Annotated in this window: 17 protein-coding genes; 10 read left to right on the top strand and 7 right to left on the bottom strand. The window is 60.6% G+C overall.

Features of this window, described 5'->3' with window-relative positions:
• Window positions 1-63: 63 nt before the first annotated feature.
• Genes ABD806_RS13355 through ltnD form a run of 7 tightly spaced genes read right to left on the bottom strand, consistent with a single transcriptional unit; the run spans window position 64 to window position 6,851 of the window.
• Entirely contained in the window at window positions 64-1,455 is a 1,392-nt protein-coding gene (locus tag ABD806_RS13355) for a GntP family permease (protein ID WP_344958798.1), read from the bottom strand.
• Entirely contained in the window at window positions 1,452-2,414 is a 963-nt protein-coding gene (denD, locus tag ABD806_RS13350) for a D-erythronate dehydrogenase (protein WP_344958796.1), read from the bottom strand. The genes ABD806_RS13355 and denD overlap by 4 nt, the downstream gene beginning before the upstream one ends.
• Before the next feature lie 59 nt (window positions 2,415-2,473).
• Complete coding sequence (locus ABD806_RS13345; protein WP_344958794.1) at window positions 2,474-3,253, bottom strand: DeoR/GlpR family DNA-binding transcription regulator; 780 nt, start codon at window positions 3,251-3,253, stop codon at window positions 2,474-2,476.
• Between the two features lie 3 nt (window positions 3,254-3,256).
• Window positions 3,257-4,042, bottom strand: coding sequence for a 2-oxo-tetronate isomerase (otnI, locus tag ABD806_RS13340; protein ID WP_344958792.1), 786 nt, complete (start codon window positions 4,040-4,042; stop codon window positions 3,257-3,259).
• 10 nt (window positions 4,043-4,052) lie between these two features.
• Window positions 4,053-4,694, bottom strand: a complete 642-nt coding sequence (otnC, locus tag ABD806_RS13335; RefSeq protein ID WP_344958790.1) for a 3-oxo-tetronate 4-phosphate decarboxylase — start codon at window positions 4,692-4,694, stop codon at window positions 4,053-4,055.
• Window positions 4,687-5,952 (bottom strand): 3-oxo-tetronate kinase, encoded by a 1,266-nt coding sequence (gene otnK / locus ABD806_RS13330; protein ID WP_344958788.1) that lies wholly within the window; start codon window positions 5,950-5,952, stop codon window positions 4,687-4,689. Before otnK ends, otnC begins: the two co-directional genes overlap by 8 nt.
• The gene (gene ltnD / locus ABD806_RS13325; RefSeq protein WP_344958786.1) at window positions 5,952-6,851 is read right to left on the bottom strand and encodes an L-threonate dehydrogenase; all 900 of its coding nucleotides are present in this window, start codon (window positions 6,849-6,851) and stop codon (window positions 5,952-5,954) included. The genes otnK and ltnD overlap by 1 nt, the downstream gene beginning before the upstream one ends.
• A gap of 851 nt (window positions 6,852-7,702) precedes the next feature.
• Here ltnD and ABD806_RS13320 point away from each other — a divergent pair.
• The 10 genes from ABD806_RS13320 (at window position 7,703) to ABD806_RS13275 (ending at window position 18,336) form a co-directional block, all read left to right on the top strand.
• Window positions 7,703-9,061, top strand: coding sequence for a flavin-containing monooxygenase (locus tag ABD806_RS13320; RefSeq protein WP_344958784.1), 1,359 nt, complete (start codon window positions 7,703-7,705; stop codon window positions 9,059-9,061).
• A gap of 77 nt (window positions 9,062-9,138) precedes the next feature.
• Window positions 9,139-9,558 (top strand): RidA family protein, encoded by a 420-nt coding sequence (locus ABD806_RS13315; protein WP_344958782.1) that lies wholly within the window; start codon window positions 9,139-9,141, stop codon window positions 9,556-9,558.
• 10 nt (window positions 9,559-9,568) lie between these two features.
• Window positions 9,569-10,240 (top strand): DUF1028 domain-containing protein, encoded by a 672-nt coding sequence (locus ABD806_RS13310; RefSeq protein ID WP_344958780.1) that lies wholly within the window; start codon window positions 9,569-9,571, stop codon window positions 10,238-10,240.
• A gap of 142 nt (window positions 10,241-10,382) precedes the next feature.
• On the top strand, window positions 10,383-11,411 hold the full coding sequence (gene dctP / locus ABD806_RS13305) for a TRAP transporter substrate-binding protein DctP (RefSeq protein ID WP_344958778.1): 1,029 nt from the start codon (window positions 10,383-10,385) through the stop codon (window positions 11,409-11,411).
• A 75-nt stretch (window positions 11,412-11,486) separates the two neighbouring features.
• Window positions 11,487-12,044 (top strand): TRAP transporter small permease, encoded by a 558-nt coding sequence (locus ABD806_RS13300; RefSeq protein WP_344958776.1) that lies wholly within the window; start codon window positions 11,487-11,489, stop codon window positions 12,042-12,044.
• Between the two features lie 23 nt (window positions 12,045-12,067).
• Window positions 12,068-13,348: a TRAP transporter large permease gene (locus tag ABD806_RS13295; protein ID WP_344958774.1), complete on the top strand. Its 1,281-nt coding sequence runs from the start codon at window positions 12,068-12,070 to the stop codon at window positions 13,346-13,348.
• A 13-nt stretch (window positions 13,349-13,361) separates the two neighbouring features.
• On the top strand, window positions 13,362-13,544 hold the full coding sequence (locus ABD806_RS13290; protein ID WP_344958772.1) for a universal stress protein: 183 nt from the start codon (window positions 13,362-13,364) through the stop codon (window positions 13,542-13,544).
• A gap of 184 nt (window positions 13,545-13,728) precedes the next feature.
• Entirely contained in the window at window positions 13,729-14,886 is a 1,158-nt protein-coding gene (gene argE, locus ABD806_RS13285) for an acetylornithine deacetylase (protein ID WP_344958770.1), read from the top strand.
• A 124-nt stretch (window positions 14,887-15,010) separates the two neighbouring features.
• Window positions 15,011-16,444 (top strand): APC family permease, encoded by a 1,434-nt coding sequence (locus ABD806_RS13280; RefSeq protein WP_344958768.1) that lies wholly within the window; start codon window positions 15,011-15,013, stop codon window positions 16,442-16,444.
• 497 nt (window positions 16,445-16,941) lie between these two features.
• Complete coding sequence (locus ABD806_RS13275) at window positions 16,942-18,336, top strand: aminotransferase (RefSeq protein WP_344958766.1); 1,395 nt, start codon at window positions 16,942-16,944, stop codon at window positions 18,334-18,336.
• The last annotated feature ends 77 nt before the right edge of the window (window positions 18,337-18,413 follow it).

Raw genomic sequence — 18,413 nt, 5'->3', positions numbered from 1 at the left:
CGGGCAGATAGCAAAAGGCCGATGGCAGCTGCCATCGGCCTTTTTATTGCCTGTAAACCAGATTTACAGCACGGCGTTGAGGATCAGCACACCGACCAGGCCGGTGGCCCAGGCCAGGGTGGTGGGGATGGACCAGACGATGATTTGCTGCTTCACATCCTTGATGCCCATCATGCGGTTGACCACCCAGAACAGGCTGTCGTTGAAATAGCCGAAGAACAGCGAGCCCATGGTCGCCGCCTGGGCCGCCACCAGCATGTTCACGCCGGGGATATTGACCAGGATAGGCGCAGAGATGGAGGCTGCGGTCACCATGGCGACGGTACCCGAGCCCTGGATCAATCGCACCAGAGTCGACACGATGAAGGGGATCAGCACCGGCGGCATCGGCAGGCTGGCGATCTGCTCGCCCAGTATGGCACCGGCACCAGACTCACGCAGTACGGCGCCCAGGGCACCACCGGCACCGGTCACCAGCAGGATGATACCGGCGCTCTGCAGGCCTTCTTCCAGGTGCTCCATGGTGTCGTGCTTGTTCATCTTCGGCACCAGGGTATACACCGCCAGCAGCACAGAAATAGACAGGGCAATCACCGGGTGACCCAGGTAGGTGAACAGTTGCACCAGGCCATTGTCGGCCAGGCCTTCCCAGCCATCTACCTTGGCCAGAACAGCGAACATGGTGTTGATGAAGATCAGCCCTATCGGCGCCAGGATCGGCAGCAGCGACAGGAACAGGCTGGGCAGTAACTTGCCGGCCTTGGTGGCCATGTATTCGTTGTAAGTCTCTTCCAGATCCTGGCTTTCCTGCACCACGGGGGCATGGAAATGAGGGTACTTCTTGCCCAGCCACTTGGCGTACAGCACGATGACCACCACACAGGGCAGGGCCAGGCACAGGCCCGCCAGCATCATGGCACCCACATCGACGCCAAACAGGCCGGCCACGCCCAGGGGGCCCGGCGTCGGCGGCACCGTGTGGTGGGTGACCACCAGACCACCGGCCAGGGCCACACCCACGGTCAGCAGGTTGCGCTTGCCCTTCTCGGCCAGCGCCTTGGCGATGGGATAAAGGATCACGAAGGCGGAGTCCACGAAAATCGGCACCGATACGATGTAACCGGTAATCGCCATGGCCCATTCTTCTTTCTTCTTGCCCAGCGCCTTGATGGCACTGTAGGCAATCTGCTCGGCCGCGCCGGACACTTCCAGGATGCGGCCCATCATCACGCCCAGGCCGATGACGATACCGATGCTGCCGAGGGTACCGCCGAAGCCCTTGGTAATGACGTTGACGATGTCACCCGCCGCCATGCCGCCCAGGGCACCGGCGATACTGGCTGCCGCCAGCATCGCAAGCAGGGCATGAACCCGGGTTTTTACCACCAGAAAAATCAGTACGACGACGGCAACGGCCAGGCCGATGACCGGGGCCAGGGAACTTGCTTCAGTCATTGTTGCGCTCCTTGCAGATCATGTTGAATAAAGCTGCGGATCATCGCGTCAAAATCGGCGTCCTGCACAAAGCCCAGCGCCTGGGCGCGGGTAATATTGAATCGACCGGGCCAGCTGGCCACGATACGGGAAGTGGCCTCGTCTTCCTGATAGCGGATACGGGCGCACACCTCGTCACCGGCAACCCGGCGCAGTGATTCGATCATCTGCGCCACGGTCACGGTAATGCCCGGCAGGTTGACGGTGCGGCTGGCACCAAACGCCTCGGCGGGCACTTGGGCGGCGCGGATGAAGTTGTCGATCACCGTGGCCGGAGAAGACAACCACATGGACAGGCTCGGTGATACCGGGCAAACGGTGTCTTCGCCCTGCAAGGGCTCGCGGATAATGCCGCTGGCAAAGGACGAAGCCGCCTTGTTGGGCTTGCCAGGACGCACGCTGATGGTGGGCAGGCGCAGTACCCGGCCGTCGATAAAACCCTTGCGGGCATAGTCGTTGACCATCAGCTCGCATACGGCTTTTTCCATGCCGTAGGATGACTGGGGACACACCGCGGTGTTGTCCTGAATCAGTTCCGGCAACTCGCCGCCGAACACCGCCAGCGAGCTGGAGAACACGAAGCGGCAGCCGGGTGCCTGGTAACGGGCCGCTTCCAGCAGGTAGCGGGTGGCCTCGATATTGACCTGGATACCCAGATCGAAATCGGCTTCCGCATGACTGCTGACGATGGCCGCCAGATGGTAGATCAGACCGGTATCGGCGCCGACCAGCGCCTGCACCTCGGCCTGGTTGCCCAGATCCGCTTGCACGCAACGCACCCGTGGGTCTGCCAGCGGCGCACTGGGCAGGATCACATCGGCCAGGGTCAGGGTGCTGAACTCCATCCGTTCCTGAGTAAGCAATGCTCTCGCCAGGCGCTGGCCAAGAAAGCCCGCACCACCGGTAATGATGATATTCATATGGTTCTCCAAGGCGTCCTCAGACGCCAGATAAGCTACAGCGGTTGGTGTTTTTTTCGTTATTGTGTGTCTGACGGTTTCGCCAGTGTCAGTTGCAGGCCGAGGCTGCGGAGTTGCTCCGCCGTCTCGTCGGCCAGGCCGGCATCGCAGATGATGTCGGTCAGTGCCTGCAACGGGCAGATACGAAACATGCCGTACTTGCCGTATTTGCTGCTGTCGCTCACCAGGATGCGCCGGCGAGCCACCTGCAGCAGGGCCTGCTTGACCATCACCTTGTTTTCGGCAGGGGTCGACATGCCCCGTTCCAGCTCCCAGGAGCTGGAACTGATAAAGGCCAGATCCAGGTTCAGGCTCTGCAACAGCGAGGCCGCCGCCTGGCCGACGCAGGAACGGTTGCGTGTATCCACCAGGCCACCGGTATGGAACAGGGTGAGCTGGGGGTACTGCATCAGGTAATTGATGATGGTGAAATCGTTGGTGACCACCGTCAGGTTCGCCTTGCGGGCGATGCCCTTGGCCACCTCGAAGGTGGTGGTCCCCGCGTCCAGGTAGATCACCTGGCCGTCTTCCACCATGGCCGCCGCCGCCTGGCCGATGGCCACCTTGTTGTGGTGGCGGATACCGGCCTTCTCGCTGTAGGCCAGCTCCTGCTTAACCGCATCGTTGAGTTTGACCCCGCCGCTCACCGACACCACCTTGCCCTCGGTTTCCAGCCACTGGATATCCCGGCGTACCGTCATGTGCGATACGCCCAACTCCCGGGCCAGCTCGTTGATGGGCACTATGTTTCGTTCATGCACATAGCGATAGATGTAGTCACGGCGTTCGGCGGGGATCATGGCTTACTCCTTCGATGCCCAGGGCGCGAACCAGCCGAGGCCGGCTTCGGTATTGCCACGCGGGCGGTATTCGCATCCCAGCCAGCCCTGGTAACCCCTGGCATCCAGGTAGTCGAACAGCCAGGGGTAGTTGATTTCCCCCTCGCTCGGCTCGTGGCGGCCGGGCACCGAGGCTACCTGGATATGGCTGAACTTGCCCCACAACCGGTCTATGGTGCGGGTCAGATCCCCTTCCATGATCTGGCAGTGGTAGAGGTCGAGCTGGATCCTGACGTTGGGCCGGTCGATCTGTTCCAGCAGCGCCTCGGCCTGCACCTGGGTAGAGAGGAAATAGCCCGGCATGTCGCGGCTGTTGATCGGCTCCAGCAGTACCAGAACCCCCTGCTTCACCGCCTGATCCGCGGCATAACGGATATTGGCAATGTAGGTGGCCTGCTGCTGCTCGGCAGATACGCCAGGCTGGCACAGGCCGGCCATGGCGTGCAGCTGAGTGCAGCCCAGCGCCCGGGCATAGCTCAGGGCGGTGGCTACACCGGCACGGAACTCGTCTTCGCGGCCGGGCAGCGAGGCCAGGCCGCGCTCGCCCGCGTCCCAGTCTCCGGGGGGCATGTTGAACAGCGCTTGGGTGAGTCCCAAGGCCTTCAGCTCGGCGGCGATGGCGTCCTTGTCCTCGGCATAGGGGAACAGGTATTCCACCGCCTCGAAACCGGCGGCACGGGCCGCCCGAAAGCGTGCCATAAAGGGCACCTCGGTAAACATCATCGACAGGTTGGCAGCAAACTTCGGCATCTTGTGCTCCTTACATCTTGCCCTTGAAGACCTGTTCCAGCTCGTCCACCTGCTCCGGTGTCAGGGTACGCAACTTGCTGTTTTGCAGGATAAAATACAGCCGGGCCGTTTCTTCCAGCTCTTCGGCATTGAACATGGCGGCGCGCAGATCCTTGCCGCTGATCACCGGGCCATGATTGGCCAGCAGCACGGCACTGTGCTCCGCCGACAGCTTGCCCACTTCCTCGGCGATGCGCGGATCACCCGGACGCAGGTAGGGGATCAGCGGCAGCTTGCCGACCCGCATCACATAATAGGGCGTGATCGGCGGCAGGCAGTTGGCCGGGTCCACCCCGTCTACACAGGACAGCGCAGTCAGGTAGGGCGAGTGCAAATGGACGATGCCGCCTGCTTCGGGCCGCTCTTTATACATGGCGATATGCATCAGCACTTCCTTGGACGGCGTGTCGCCATCCAGGTGCTTGCCGTCCATGTCGACTTTGCTCAGCCGATCCGGATCCAAATCGCCGAAGCTGCTGTTGGTGGGGGTGGCCAGCAGGTCGCCATCGGGCAGGCGGAGGCTAAGGTTGCCGGCGCCACCGCTGCTGTAGCCGCGCTCGAACATGGATTTGGCGATGTTCACCATTTCCAGACGCAGGGAAAATTCAGTCATGATAAAACTCCTGGGCTTTGGCAAAGAATTGCTCGTCACCGAAATTGCCTGACTTGAGTGCCAGGGACAGGGGCTTGTCCAGCGCCCGTACCCAGGGCACCCCGGGGGCGATCTGGGGCCCGATATGAAAACCGCTCACCGCCAGCGACTGGGTGACGATGCCCGAGGTCTCGCCGCCGGCGACGATAAACTTGCTGAAGCCCTGTTCGGCCAGGCGGGCGGCGATGCGGGCAAATACCCCTTCCACTGCCTCGCTGGCACGAGCCGCACCGTACTCGGCCTGGATGCGGGCCAGCGCATCGGGTGCTTGAGTGGCATAAAGCATGGGCGCCGGGCTGGCCGGCTGGGCCACTACCCAGTCGGCCAGCTCAATGGTATAGGCCTCGGGGTCGCTCAAACAGGACTCGATCGCCACCATGCGGTGCGACGCCTGTTGCCGATAGGCCGCCACCTGGGCATTGGTCATCTGGGAGCAGGAGCCGGACAGTACCACGGCACGGCCGGCGGCATCCGGCGCCCCCAGTTCCCGGGCCAGGGCCGCGCCCTCGCCACCGGTGGCATGGCGAGCCAGGCCGGCACCCAGGCCGGAGCCGCCGGTGACCAGCTGCAGCTCGCTCACCGCCTCGCCCAGCACCGGCAGATCCGCCATGGTAAGGGTATCGAGCACCGCGTAGTTGATGCCATCGGCCTGCAGTTCGGCCAGCTTCGCCTTGACCGCACCGGCCCCGGCCAGCACCGCCTGGTAGTCGACCAGGCCGACCTTGCCATTGGCTTGGGCGGCCATCAGCCGCGGCAGGCTGGCGTCTTTCATCGGGGTGACCGGGTGATCCTTCATGCCGGACTCGTTGAGCGGCACCCCGTTCACGAACAGGTTGCCGTGACACAGGGTACGACCGTTCACCGGCAGCGCCGGGCAGATCACGGTGAAGTCCTGATCCAGTGCGGTCAGCAGGGCATCGGTCACCGGGCCGATATTGCCCTCGGCGGTGGAGTCGAAGGTGGAGCAGTACTTGAAAAAGAAGCGGTCGCAGCCCAGGGCCTGCAGGCGCGCGAGCGCGGCCAGGGAGTCGGCAACGGCCTGATCCACCGGGCAGGAACGGCTTTTCAGGGAAATGACCACCGCATCCACTTCTGCCGGCACCTCGGCGGGGCCGTGGCCGATCAGCTGGGTTACCCGCCAGCCGTTGGCCACCATGAAACCGGCAATATCGGTGGCACCGGTGAAGTCATCGGCGATCACGCCTAAACGATGAGCCATTATTTTTCCTCCGGCAGCTGGATACCCTTGAAGATCTTCACCACGGCGGCGTCGTCTTCCCGGCCGAAACCCTCGTTGCTGGCGGCCAGGAACATCTGGTGGGCGGCCGAGGCCAGTGGCAGCGGAAACTTCATCTGATGGGCGCTGTCCAGCACTATGCCCAGATCCTTGACGAAGATATCCACGCTGGAGCGGGGGCTGTAGTCGCCGTCGAGGATATGGGGTACCCGGTTTTCGAACATCCAGGAGTTGCCGGCGCTGTGGGTCACCACATCGAACATCAGCTCCAGGGGAATGTCGGCCTTGGCGGCCATGGCCATGGCTTCGGCGGCGGCCGCGATATGCACCCCGGCCAGCAGCTGGTGGATGGTCTTGACGGTGCTGCCCTGACCGATATCGGGGCCGATCACATAGAGCTTCTCGGCGATGGCATCAAACAGGCCCTGCGCCTGCTCGAACAGCGCCGGCTTACCCGAGGCCATCACCGACAGCCGGCCTTCGGCGGCCTTGGCTGCGCCACCGGAGATGGGCGCGTCGATCATCTCCAGGCCCAGCTCGGCCAGACGTTGATGTATGGCCCTGGTCTGGGTCGCGGCCATGGTGCTGCACACCACCACCAGGCTGCCGGGGCGCATGGCGGCGGCCACGCCCTGCTCGCCGAACAGCACCGATTCTACCTGGGCGCCGTTTACCACCAGCAACAGCAGCGCATCCAGCTGGCCGACATAAGGCAGGGCGGAGGGGCCGGATGCAATGGCACCGGCTTCCGCCAGACGAGCACAGGCGTCGGCATTCAGATCGAAACCATAGGTATCAAATCCGGCCCGTATCAACGACAGGGCGGTGCCCATGCCCATGGAGCCCAACCCCACCACACCAACCCGGGAAATAGTGCTCATCTGACGTACTCCTGAAATGTGAAATATTGTGACATCTATATTATTGATCACACCTATTCACAGTTTAGGACTAAGCATCACAAAGCGATAAATCGCATTACCATTATAACATTATGATATTAATGAAGTTTTAATTAATGTTAAAAAATAGGAATTCACAGATTGGTGTGAGCAAAACGGGGTCAAGTGCCTTGAAAAAAGCCGATTATTGGCAGCTTCCGAATACAAGCAGTTGATAGTGATGATAAAAATAAGATGTGAAAAGGTGAAAATAAGCAGCTTTGGGCGATGCCCGTCATGCCGATGATCTGCATCGGCATGACGGGCATCGCCCCGAAATAACCGATACAAATACCGCTGCATTCGAGACAGCGACCAGGAGCCGATAAGCAGCTCCTCCACGACAAGGGTGGCGTAAAAAGAAACACCGACCGCCCAATGCCGTTCACTTAAGATGGAAAGGGGAGTCCCCCTCCACACGCCGACTCGCCGAAATCCCGTCCCTGGGGGCTCGGCGGCGTCACTGACCGCCAGGGATGGCGGGAATGCCGGAACGGCAGGAGCACTTTGCGGCCATGACGGGTCGGCTTGGTAGCTGAGGGCCCCCCTTAACTGAATAGCATTACACCGACCGCCCGCTTATCGATACTCCAGCGAAACGGAATTGCGACTGCTGGCGACTCCCCCATCGGCTTACCCCGGTACCGATCGTGCTCATGATGCCGGCCCCGCTCGGGAATTGGCCGCTTTGAAGCAGTCGCATCAAATTTTCAAATTCAATTGTAAGGTTAATAATATTTTACCAATACACCCTCACCCCTTAGGCTGGTTCCAAACAGAGGAGACAGGTCTTGACCGACCTGAACCGAACCGCCATCCAGGAGGGAACAGACATGACAGTCGAAAAAATAGAAATAGATACGCTGGTTATCGGTGCCGGCCAGGCCGGCGTGGCCATGAGCGAACACCTGAGCAAGCTCGGGGTGCCCCACCTCGTGCTGGAGCGTAATCGTATCGCCGAAGCCTGGCGTACCAAGCGGTGGGATTCGTTGGTTGCCAATGGCCCGGCCTGGCACGATCGCTTCCCGGGTCTGGAGTTCGACGGCCTCGATCCCGATGCCTTTCCCGCGAAAGAGCGGGTTGCCGACTATTTCGAAGCCTATGCCAAGAAGTTCAACGCGCCCATCCGCACCGGCGTGGAAGTGAAGAAGGTGGAACGCAATGCCGGCCGTCCGGGTTTCACCATCGAAACTTCCGAGGGCGTGTTCGAGGCCAACCGCGTGGTTGCCGCCACCGGACCTTTCCAGCACCCGGTGATCCCACCGATCGCGCCCAAGGATGAGCGCCTGCACCAGATCCACTCTGCCGACTATCGTAATCCCGCGCAGCTGCCCGAGGGGGCCGTACTGGTGGTGGGCGCCGGGTCGTCGGGGGTACAAATCGCGGATGAACTGCGGCGCGCCGGCAAGCAGGTTTACCTCTCGGTCGGGCCGCACCATCGCCCTCCCCGCGCCTATCGCAACCGTGACTTCTGCTGGTGGCTGGGCGTGCTCGGCGAGTGGGACGCCGAGGCCATGGCGCCGGGAACGGAACACGTCACCATCGCCGTGAGCGGAGCGCGTGGCGGCCACACGATCGACTTCCGCCGACTGGCCCACGAGGGGATGATACTCGTTGGCCTGACGAAAGCGTTCAATGACGGCCAAGTCACCTTCGAGCCCAACCTCACACAAAACCTTGCGGGCGGCGATGAGAATTACCTGTCACTGCTGGATGCGGCCGATGCCTATATTGCCCGCAACGGTCTCGACCTGCCGGAAGAGCCGGAAGCCCGCAATATGCTGCCGGATCCGGATTGCGTGACCAATCCCATTCTCGAACTCGACCTGATGGATGCCGGCGTGACCTCCATCATCTGGGCAACCGGCTTCAAGCTCGATTACAGCTGGCTGAAGGTCGGCGCCTTCGACGAGAACGGCAAACCCCGGCATCAGCGCGGTGTGTCGAGCGAGCCCGGCGTCTATTTCCTCGGCCTGCCGTGGCAGTCGCGTCGTGGCTCAAGCTTTATCTGGGGCGTCTGGCACGATGCCAAGCATATTGCTGGGCATATCGCCACCCAGCGCAAATACGCGGCCTACAAAGACGCCGACCAGCGCGACGCCGAGAAGGTGAGCGAGATTCGCGATGCAAAGAAGGAAAGCGTCGCCTGAGCTTAACCTGTTACCCCGGGCCGGCACCGCGCCGGCCCCCGTTCGTTACTTATTTCAGTATTATTTCGGAGCGCCCAATGGCCACACATACTCGCATTCGCATGTTCAATACCAAGGAAACCTATCCCAATCAGACCCTGGATAACGATCTCTGCCAGGCGGTTCGCGCCGGCAATACCGTCTATGTACGGGGTCAGGTCGGTACCGACTTTGAAGGCAAGCTGGTCGGGCTGGGCGATCCCCGCGCCCAGGCCGAGCAGGCGATGAAAAACGTCAAGCAATTGCTGGAAGAAGCCGGCTCCGATATGAGCCATATCGTCAAGACCACCACTTTTATTACCGATCCCCGTTTTCGCGAGCCCGTCTATCGTGAAGTGGGAAAGTGGCTGAAGGGGGTCTATCCGATCTCCACCGGCCTGGTGGTCGCCGGCCTGGCCCAGGCCGAGTGGCTGATGGAGATCGATGTGATCGCCGTCATCCCCGACGAGCAGAGCTGAGGAGCCGATCATGACCTTTTCTGTCGCGGGCATTTGCCCCGAAACCGGCATGGTGGGCTGTGCCATCACCTCCTCCAGTATCGCGGTTGCCAGCCGTTGTGCCTTTGTGCGCAGCGGCACCGGCGTGGCCCTGACCCAGAATGTCACCAACCCGGATCTGGGACCGCTGGCGCTCGATCTGCTGCAGGAGGGTCTGGCCCCGGCCGAGATCCTCGAGGCCCAGTCCCAGGCCGACACCGACATCGAATGGCGTCAGCTCGGCGTACTCAATACCCGCGGCGAAGCCGCCACCTTTAGCGGCAGCCAGGCACTGGGACTCCACGCCACAGCCCAGGGCAAAGGCTGCCTGGCGATGGGCAACCTGCTGGCCAATACCGAGGTGCCCCGGGCCATGGTCGATGCCTTTGAAAACAGCCGGGGACACCTGGCGGAGCGGCTGCTGCAAGCCCTCGAAGCCGGCCTGGCCGCCGGGGGCGAGCTGGGCACGGTGCACTCCGCCGGCCTGCTGATGAGTGCCGAGCCCAAATGGCCGGTGGTCGACCTGCGGGTCGACTGGCATATAGAACCGATCAGCGAGTTGCGCATGATCTGGCAGAACTACCAGCCGCAAATGCAGGCCTACATCACCCGTGCCAAGGATCCCGCCAACGCGGAATCCTTCGGCGTTCCCGGCGACGAATAAACCCGGTAGCGCTGCCGGTAAGTCATTTCAACAACAAGGAAAACCAGCCAAGCAAGCACACCGCCGAACGGCGCCTCGATCACCGCCCGCGGGGATTAAGGCGCCAACAAACAATAAATGGACATAAATGGAGATTAACCTAATGGACTTACTCAAGCCCTGTACCACCCTGGCCAAAGTCGTGGCGCTCGCGTCGCTGGCCTTTACCGCCCAGGCCGAAACCTGGAAATATGCGATCGAGGTCTCCCAGGGAGATATTCAGGATCTCTATGCCCAGGAGTTCAAGAAACGCATAGAAGCCAAGACCGACGGCGATGTCGAAGTCAGGATTTTCTACGGCGGTACCCTGGGCACCTCGGCGGACACCACCGAGCTGGCAGCCAACGGCGCCCTGCAGTTCGCCAATGTATCCCTGGGCCATCTCGGCTCCTTCGTGCCCGAAATCCAGCTGTTCTCCATCCCCTTCATCCTCTCGGAAAACAACGACGTCAATAAGGCACTGATGACGGAATCAAAAACCCTGTATCAGGATATGTCGGCGGACTTTGCCCGCAACGGCCTGCGGCTGATGAGCATCTATTCCGAGGGTGAAGACGCCTGGGCCGCCAACCGCGCCATCCACAGCCCGGAGGATCTGGAGAACTTCAAGATGCGTATCCTGGTCTCGCCCATGCAGGTGGAGGCCTTCAAGGACATGGGCTCCAGCCCCACGCCCCTGCCCTTCGGCGAGATCTATGGCGCCCTGCAACTGAAGGTGATCGATGGCGTCGGCCAGCCCATCTCCTCCGTCTACCAGAGCAAGTTCTTCGAGGTCACCGACTACCTGATCTCGGCCCGTCACCAGCTGTTCACCAGCGCCATCATCACCGGCGACGACTGGTTCAATTCGTTGCCGCCCACACGGCAACAGCTGGTCCAGGACACCATGAAAGAAGTCACCGAGCACATGATGGATGAAGTGCCGGAACTTGAGCGGCAGTTCCTGGCCAAGATAAGGCAGGAAAAACCCGAGCTCACCTACATCAGCCTGACCGAAGCGGAGCGCGCGCCCTTCCGGGCCCGGGCCGAGCAGACCCGCAAGAAGTTCGTCGAGCTGGTCGGCACCAACGGCCAGACGGTACTGGACAACTTCCTGGCCGAACGCAACCGGCTGGAACAACAACTGAACTGATCCACGGCTGTCTTTGTTGCCCGCGCCAGCCGTCCGGACCCGATACCGGACGGCTGGCCATTAGAGGAATACCCCATGCTCCATACACTAAACCGCGCCCTGAGCCGGGCCGACAGCTGGGTGCACCGGCTGGAAGCCATCTGTCTGTCGGGCGGTATACTGCTGATGGCCATCAACACCATCGTCAATGTCTTCGGCCGCTATCTGTTCTCCCAAAGCCTGTACTTTTCCGAAGAGCTGAACCAGATCCTGATGGTGGTGATCACCTTTATGGGGCTGGGCTATGTCACCCGCAAGGGCCGCCATATCCGCATGTCGGCCATCTATGATCTGCTGCCCGATGCCTGGAAGAAACGGCTGATGCTGCTGCTCACCCTGAGTACCGCGCTGACCCTGTTCCTGCTCAGCTATTACGCCTATGCCTATGTGGCCCAGGTGGCCCGCCGCGGCATGATCACCGCCGCCCTGCAGATCCCCATGTACTGGACGCTGCTCGTGGTGCCGGTCGGCTTTTTCATTGCCGGCCTGCAGTACAGCCTGGCCTTTATCAAGAACCTGCAGAGTCGCGATATTTTCCTTTCTTTCAGCGCGCTGGATGTGTACGACGAATCCCAAACCGACCCTTTGATGTGAATGAAACCGGACAGGTACCGCTTATGACCGCAATAATGCTCAGCACCATGGTTATCCTGCTGCTGCTGGGATTTCCGATGATGATGCCCTTGATCATCGCCACCCTGGCGGCGTTCTTTCTGTTCTTCGACATGCTCAACCCGACCATCATAGTGCAGCAGATGATCGGCGGGGTGAAGCCCACGGCCCTGATCGCCATCCCCATGTTCATCTTCTCGGCCGATATCATCACCCGCGGCCGCTCGGCCGACCGCCTGCTTGACCTGGTGATGCGCTTCGTCGGCCATCTGCGCGGCGGCCTGGCGGTGACGGTGGCGGCGACCTGTACCCTGTTCGGTGCCGTGTCCGGCTCCACCCAGGCCACCGTGGTGGCGGTGGGCGGACCGATGCGCCCGCGCATGCTCAAGGCCGGCTATGATGACGCCTTTACCATGGCGCTGGCCATCAACGCCTCCGATATCGCCTTCCTGATCCCGCCCAGCATCGGCATGATCGTCTACGGGGTACTGACCGGCACCTCCATCTCCGAGCTGTTTATCGCCGGCATTGGCCCGGGCCTGCTGATCCTGGTGATGTTCTCTGCCTATGCCATCTACTATGCCTGGCGCCACCGCATCCCGGTCGAGCCCAAGGCCAGCTGGAGCGAACGCCTGCAGGCCATCCGCCGGGCGATATGGCCGGCCGGTTTCCCGCTAATCATTGTCGGCGGCATCTACGGCGGCATCTTCAGCCCCAGCGAAGCCGCCTCGGTCTGCGTGCTCTATGCGGTAGTGCTCGAAGTGCTGATCTTCCGCTCGGTGAAGGTAACCGAGCTGCCGCGTATCGCCCTCTCCACCGGGCTGGTCACCGCGGTGGTGTTCATCCTGATCGGCGCCGGCGCCGCCTTCTCCTGGGCGCTGTCCTATGCGGAGGTGCCGCAGACCATTATCGCCGGCCTGAACCTGCACGAGGCCAGCCCCACGATGGTGCTGATCTGCATTGCGGTGGCGTTTTTTATCGGCTGCATGTTTGTCGACCCCATTGTGGTGATGCTGATCCTGATCCCGATCTTCCTGCCGGTGATCCGCTCCTCCGGGCTGGATCCCGTGCTGGTCGGCACCATGATCACCCTGCAGGTGGCCATCGGCTCGGCCACGCCGCCGTTCGGCTGTGACATCTTTACCGCCATCGCCATCTTCCGCCGGCCCTATATGGATGTCATCCGCGGCACCCCGCCCTTTGTCTTTATGCTGCTGACCACCTCGGTGCTGCTGGGGGCCTTCCCCCAAATCGCCCTGTTCCTGCGCGATCTGCTGACCCACTAAAAGGAGTCCCTTTATGAACAACATGCCCGGCGATATCCCTTTTCAACACCTGCTGGTGACGGTGGCGGAGCAGCTGGCGGTAGACACCATCATTATGGGGAAGCGCCACACCGGCGAACTCGAGGGCCTGCTGCTGGGCAGCGTCTCCCATAAGGTAGGCTCCCTGGCCAGATGCAACTGTATCCGGGTGTGCTGAACCGCCTCCGGGAGGTTCTACATAGATTTTTCAAATCCTCTTGTAAATTTAAAGATATTTTAAGAATACAGTTTATTTACATACCCTATACCCAAGCTTAACAGCGCCCGGAGCAGGGCCGGCCATACCAGAAACGGAGCCGCCGGCAGCATCCCCCAGGTGCCGTGACTATTCAGGAGAACATATGGCAAAGGCATTATCTCTCGACATTCTGGGCCGGCTGATCGGCTTCGATACCACCAGCGCCAACTCGAACCTGGCGCTGATAGCCTACGTACAGCAATACCTGAGGGATCATGGGGTAGACAGCCAGCTGATCTTCGATGAACCACAGAACAAGGCCAACCTGTACGCCACCATAGGCCCCCAGGACAAGGCCGGCGTCATGCTGTCCGGTCACACCGACACGGTGCCAGTCACCGGTCAGCAGTGGACCCGGGAACCTTACCGGCTGACCGAAGCCGAGGGCCGCTACTATGGTCGGGGCACCAGCGATATGAAGGCCTTCCTCGCCGTCGTACTGGCCGCCGTGCCCGACCTGGTCTCGCGGGAACTGCACACGCCCGTGCACCTGGCCTTTTCCTACGACGAGGAAATCGGCTGCGTCGGCGTTCGCCGGCTGATAGATACCCTGCGCGGCCATCCGGTCAAACCGGCTATCTGCATTATCGGCGAGCCGACCAGCATGCAGGTGGTGACCGCCCACAAGGGTAAGCTCGCCGCCCGGGTGACGGTCAAGGGCAAGGAATGTCACTCCGGCATGGCACCACTCGGTGTCAACGCCATCAACTACGCCGCCCGCCTGATCCACTGGCTGGAACAGCTGGCCCTGCAGAAAAAAAACGAAGGGCCTTTCGAGCAGGGCTATGAGGTCCCCTACAGCACGGTGCATACCGGCACAGTGCAGGGCGGAACCGCGCTCAATATCGTCCCCAACCATTGCAGCTTCCTGTTTGAGATTCGCAATGTCGCCGCCGAGGATCCCCGCCAGCTGCTGGCCCGTTTCCGGGCCTATGCGGATGATCTGGCCGCCGAAATGCACCAAATCGATCCCGCCTGCCGGATAGAGATCGAGATCACCACCGAATATCCCGGCCTGAGCACCGCCGAAGACGCGGAGGTGATCCGCTTTGTCCGCAACCTGGTCGACACCGACGGCGGCGGCCGCATCGGCTTCGGGACCGAAGGCGGCCTGTTCAGCAACCAACTGGGGATTCCCACCGTGGTCTGCGGGCCCGGCAGCATGGATCAGGGCCATAAGCCGGACGAATTTATTCACGTCAGCCAGCTCGAACAGTGCGAGCTGTTTATGGCGCGGCTGACTGAGCAACTGAGCAAGTAACAAGGAGAGGAGAACCGCTCACAACAGCTTTAACCCTTCCTCAATGCAGGGTATCCGCCTGGGCGGGTACCCTATGGACGATGCATTGAGGCCACAACATAAACTCTTCAGGAGCGAATAGAATATGTCTGACAATGTATCTTACAACTCGGCAGCGGTGCCTAGCGGCGCGGCGCGTACCGAGAAAGAGTCCGGTTTCGGCCGGGTGCTGGGGCTCGGCTCACTGCTCGCGGTGGCGATAGGCCTGGTCGTGTCCCAGGGCGTCATGGTGATCATGCTGCAGGGTGCCGGGATTGCCGGGCTGGGATTCATCATTCCCCTGACCCTGGGCTATATACTGGCACTGACTTATGTTTCCTCTTTTTCCGAGTTGTCGCTGATGATCCCCCGCGCCGGCAGCCTGAGCAGCTACACCGAGGTGTCCATAGGTCATTTCCCGGCGATTCTGTCGGTATTCTCCGGCTATATAGTGGTGGCCATGTTTGCGCTCTCTGCGGAGCTGCTGCTGGTCGATCTGATCATCGACAAAATCTATCCCGGGGTATTCCCGCCGATGACGCTTGGCTTTGGCCTGCTGGCGATTTTCACCGTGCTTAACCTGATGGGCATAGATATGTTCGCCAAGCTCCAGTCCGTGCTGGCCCTGGTGATGGTGATAGTGCTGCTGATGCTGGGCCTGTCCGCCATCACCGGGGTCGCCAACCCGCACCCGACCGGCATTGATCTCACCGGCAGCTGGAACCCGATGGGAGCCGAAGTCATCACCCTGGTCGCGCTGGCCATCTGGGGATATGTAGGCGCCGAGTTCGTCTGCCCTCTGGTGGAAGAGTCCAAGAACCCGGAACGCAATATCCCCCGCGCCATGACCATAGGCGTAACCGTGATCTTTGCCACCATTGCCATCTACTGCCTCGGCGCCCTCTTCTATATTCCGGCGGATGAGCTGGCGGGTTCTGCTCTGCCCCATTACGACTTTGCCAAGGCCGTATTCGGCGATGTCGGGCTGACCTTCCTCGCGGTGGCCGCCATTACCGCCACCTGCAGCACGGTCAACACTTCGCTGGCCGCCATCCCCCGCATGCTGTACGGCATGGCGCAGAACGGCCAAGCCTTCCCGCAGTTCAAGAGCCTGACCTCGGGCACCAAAACCCCCTGGGTCGCGGTGCTCTTTGTCGCCGCGATCACCGGCCTGCCCCTGGTCTTCATGGGTAATGATCCCGATGCCATCGGCCTGCTGCTGATCTCCGCCGCCATCGCCTGGCTGCTGGCCTATATCATTACCCACATCAATGTGATCGCCCTGCGCAAGCGCTATCCGGATATCAAGCGACCGTACAAGACGCCCTTCTATCCGCTGCCGCAGATCATCGGCATCGCCGGCATGATCTACGCCATCGTCTACGCTTCACCGGCTCCCGAGCTAAGTGGCCAGATCTTCGGCGCCGCCGGTGTCGTGCTGGGGATGGTCTCCGTTGTCGGGGTGTTCTGGGTCAAGGTAGTGATGAAGAAGAAGCTGTTCGAACCCGAACCGATTGAAAAGGTACTGAACGCCGACTAAAACATTCCCTTCTATTTACACGGCGGCATCGGCCGCCGTTTTTCGTTCAGCCTCCCATCCTGCTGGGAACCAAGGTGCAAACATTTACCGACTACCAGCAGCTCTCCACCGTCTCCAGGGGGCGGGCCATCGTCACTATAGGCAACCTCGATGTGGTTCACCTGAGCTATCAGCCCCGGTTGGAAAAACTCGGACAAACCTGTGCAGGACAGGAGGAAAACGCTGGTGACGGGCCACTCGCCATGCGAAACAGAGGGAAGATCCGAAAGAAGCCACTTTTCAAACCCATACTGTGCCATCGGCATTGCATAGGTTTTATTAATCCTGTGCGAGAAAAAATAATATTTTAACAATGATCAAATAACCCATAACCTCATGGTTAGCGGTTTGTTAACACCCAATAGTTACTTAACCCGTTAGCGCTGAAACATAGTCGCACCCGGTGTTGACAGAACCACTTATTAGACATTCAAGCATGATTAAAGGAGATGTCGAAAATGTCCAAATTGAACAACGTAGATATGCAGGAAGTATGGCAGCAGGACAGGGATCATTATATTCATCCTTGGACAGACTTCTCTACCTTTAAAGAGACAGGTTCCATGGTGCTGGCAGACAGCGATAACGTGCATGTCACCGATGGTGATGGACGCCGCTATCTGGATGGTATCGGCGGTCTCTGGTGCGTGAATATCGGTTATGCCCGAGAAGAAATGGCCCAGGCTATCGCCGACCAGGTGCGTCAGATCCCTTATTACTCCTGCTTTGGGCACCACACCACTGTCCCAGCCGCCAAACTGGCCGCCAAGCTGGCCGAGCTGGCGCCCGGCAACCTGAACCATGTGTTCTACGGCTGCGGCGGCTCCGTCGCCAACGATACCGCGGTGCGTATCATTCACTTCTACTTCAACCAGCTGGGCAAGAAGAGCAAGAAGAAGATCATCTCCCGTATCGACGGCTACCACGGCAGCACCTACATGGCGATGTCGATCACCGGGGTCAAGTTCGACCATATCGGTTTCGATATCGACGACCAGCTGGTACACCACATTTCCTGTCCCAACCCCTATCGCCGTCCCGAGGGTCAAAGCCTGGAGGACTTCTGCAACGAGAAGGTACAGGAGCTGGAAGACAAGATCCTCGAGCTGGGGCCGGACCATGTGGCCGCCTTCTTCGCCGAGCCCATCATGGGCGCCGGTGGCGTCATCGTACAGCCGGAAGGCTACCACAAGAAAATCCACGCGGTATGCCGCAAATACGGCGTGCTCTATGTTTCCGATGAGGTGGTCACCGCCTTCGGACGCCTCGGCCATATGTTCGCCTCCGAAGACGAATTCGGCATAGTGCCGGACATCATCACCTGCGCCAAGGGCCTGACCTCCGGCTACCTGCCGCTGGGGGCCACCATCCTCTCCGACGAGATCTACGAGGTGATCAGCAAGCCCCAGGCCGACGGCGCCATCTTTACCCATGGCTTCACCTATTCCGGCCACCCGGTTAGCTGTGCCGCCGGCCTGAAAAATATCGAGATCATGGAGCGCGAAAACCTGTGCGACCATGTGCGCGATATGGGCGCCTACTTTGAAAACCAGCTGAAAACCCTGCTCGACCTGCCGATTGTCGGCGACGTGCGCGGCCGCAAGTTCATGATGTGCATCGAGAACGTGGCCGATAAGCAAACCAAGGAGCTGATCGATCCCAAGGCCAGAGTCGGTAACCGCATCGCCGAGCACTGCCAGGCCCGCGGCCTGATTGTGCGTCCGCTGGCCCATATGAACGTGCTGTCTCCGCCCCTGACCCTGACCAAGGAACATATCGACTTCCTGGTTTCCACCCTGCGGGAAAGCATTGAAGCAACCATGGCTGACCTGAAAGCCGAAGGCTTCCTGTAACCCAGTTTACAGGTCTCAGTCCGTCCCTTGGCGAGGAAAATATTTCCTCGCCTTTTTTATGCCCGGCGTGCTCTTCC

The sequence above is a fragment of the Zobellella aerophila genome, assembly GCF_039539325.1.
Classification (GTDB): Bacteria; Pseudomonadota; Gammaproteobacteria; order Enterobacterales; family Aeromonadaceae; genus Oceanimonas; species Oceanimonas aerophila.
Note: the sequence above shows the minus strand (reverse complement) of the source record. Positions and strands in the feature narration are given on the sequence as shown.

What these genes read in the sequence shown, in the direction of transcription:
- ABD806_RS13315 (WP_344958782.1), top strand. Translation starts at nt 9,139, where the DNA reads ATGGCCACACATACTCGCATTCGCATGTTCAATACCAAGGAAACCTAT.
- dctP (WP_344958778.1), top strand. Translation starts at nt 10,383, where the DNA reads ATGGACTTACTCAAGCCCTGTACCACCCTGGCCAAAGTCGTGGCGCTC.
- ABD806_RS13310 (WP_344958780.1), top strand. Translation starts at nt 9,569, where the DNA reads ATGACCTTTTCTGTCGCGGGCATTTGCCCCGAAACCGGCATGGTGGGC.
- ABD806_RS13300 (WP_344958776.1), top strand. Translation starts at nt 11,487, where the DNA reads ATGCTCCATACACTAAACCGCGCCCTGAGCCGGGCCGACAGCTGGGTG.
- otnI (WP_344958792.1), bottom strand. Translation starts at nt 4,042, where the DNA reads ATGCCGAAGTTTGCTGCCAACCTGTCGATGATGTTTACCGAGGTGCCC.
- ABD806_RS13295 (WP_344958774.1), top strand. Translation starts at nt 12,068, where the DNA reads ATGACCGCAATAATGCTCAGCACCATGGTTATCCTGCTGCTGCTGGGA.
- ABD806_RS13355 (WP_344958798.1), bottom strand. Translation starts at nt 1,455, where the DNA reads ATGACTGAAGCAAGTTCCCTGGCCCCGGTCATCGGCCTGGCCGTTGCC.
- otnK (WP_344958788.1), bottom strand. Translation starts at nt 5,952, where the DNA reads ATGGCTCATCGTTTAGGCGTGATCGCCGATGACTTCACCGGTGCCACC.
- ltnD (WP_344958786.1), bottom strand. Translation starts at nt 6,851, where the DNA reads ATGAGCACTATTTCCCGGGTTGGTGTGGTGGGGTTGGGCTCCATGGGC.
- ABD806_RS13280 (WP_344958768.1), top strand. Translation starts at nt 15,011, where the DNA reads ATGTCTGACAATGTATCTTACAACTCGGCAGCGGTGCCTAGCGGCGCG.
- ABD806_RS13290 (WP_344958772.1), top strand. Translation starts at nt 13,362, where the DNA reads ATGAACAACATGCCCGGCGATATCCCTTTTCAACACCTGCTGGTGACG.
- argE (WP_344958770.1), top strand. Translation starts at nt 13,729, where the DNA reads ATGGCAAAGGCATTATCTCTCGACATTCTGGGCCGGCTGATCGGCTTC.
- denD (WP_344958796.1), bottom strand. Translation starts at nt 2,414, where the DNA reads ATGAATATCATCATTACCGGTGGTGCGGGCTTTCTTGGCCAGCGCCTG.
- ABD806_RS13275 (WP_344958766.1), top strand. Translation starts at nt 16,942, where the DNA reads ATGTCCAAATTGAACAACGTAGATATGCAGGAAGTATGGCAGCAGGAC.
- otnC (WP_344958790.1), bottom strand. Translation starts at nt 4,694, where the DNA reads ATGACTGAATTTTCCCTGCGTCTGGAAATGGTGAACATCGCCAAATCC.
- ABD806_RS13345 (WP_344958794.1), bottom strand. Translation starts at nt 3,253, where the DNA reads ATGATCCCCGCCGAACGCCGTGACTACATCTATCGCTATGTGCATGAA.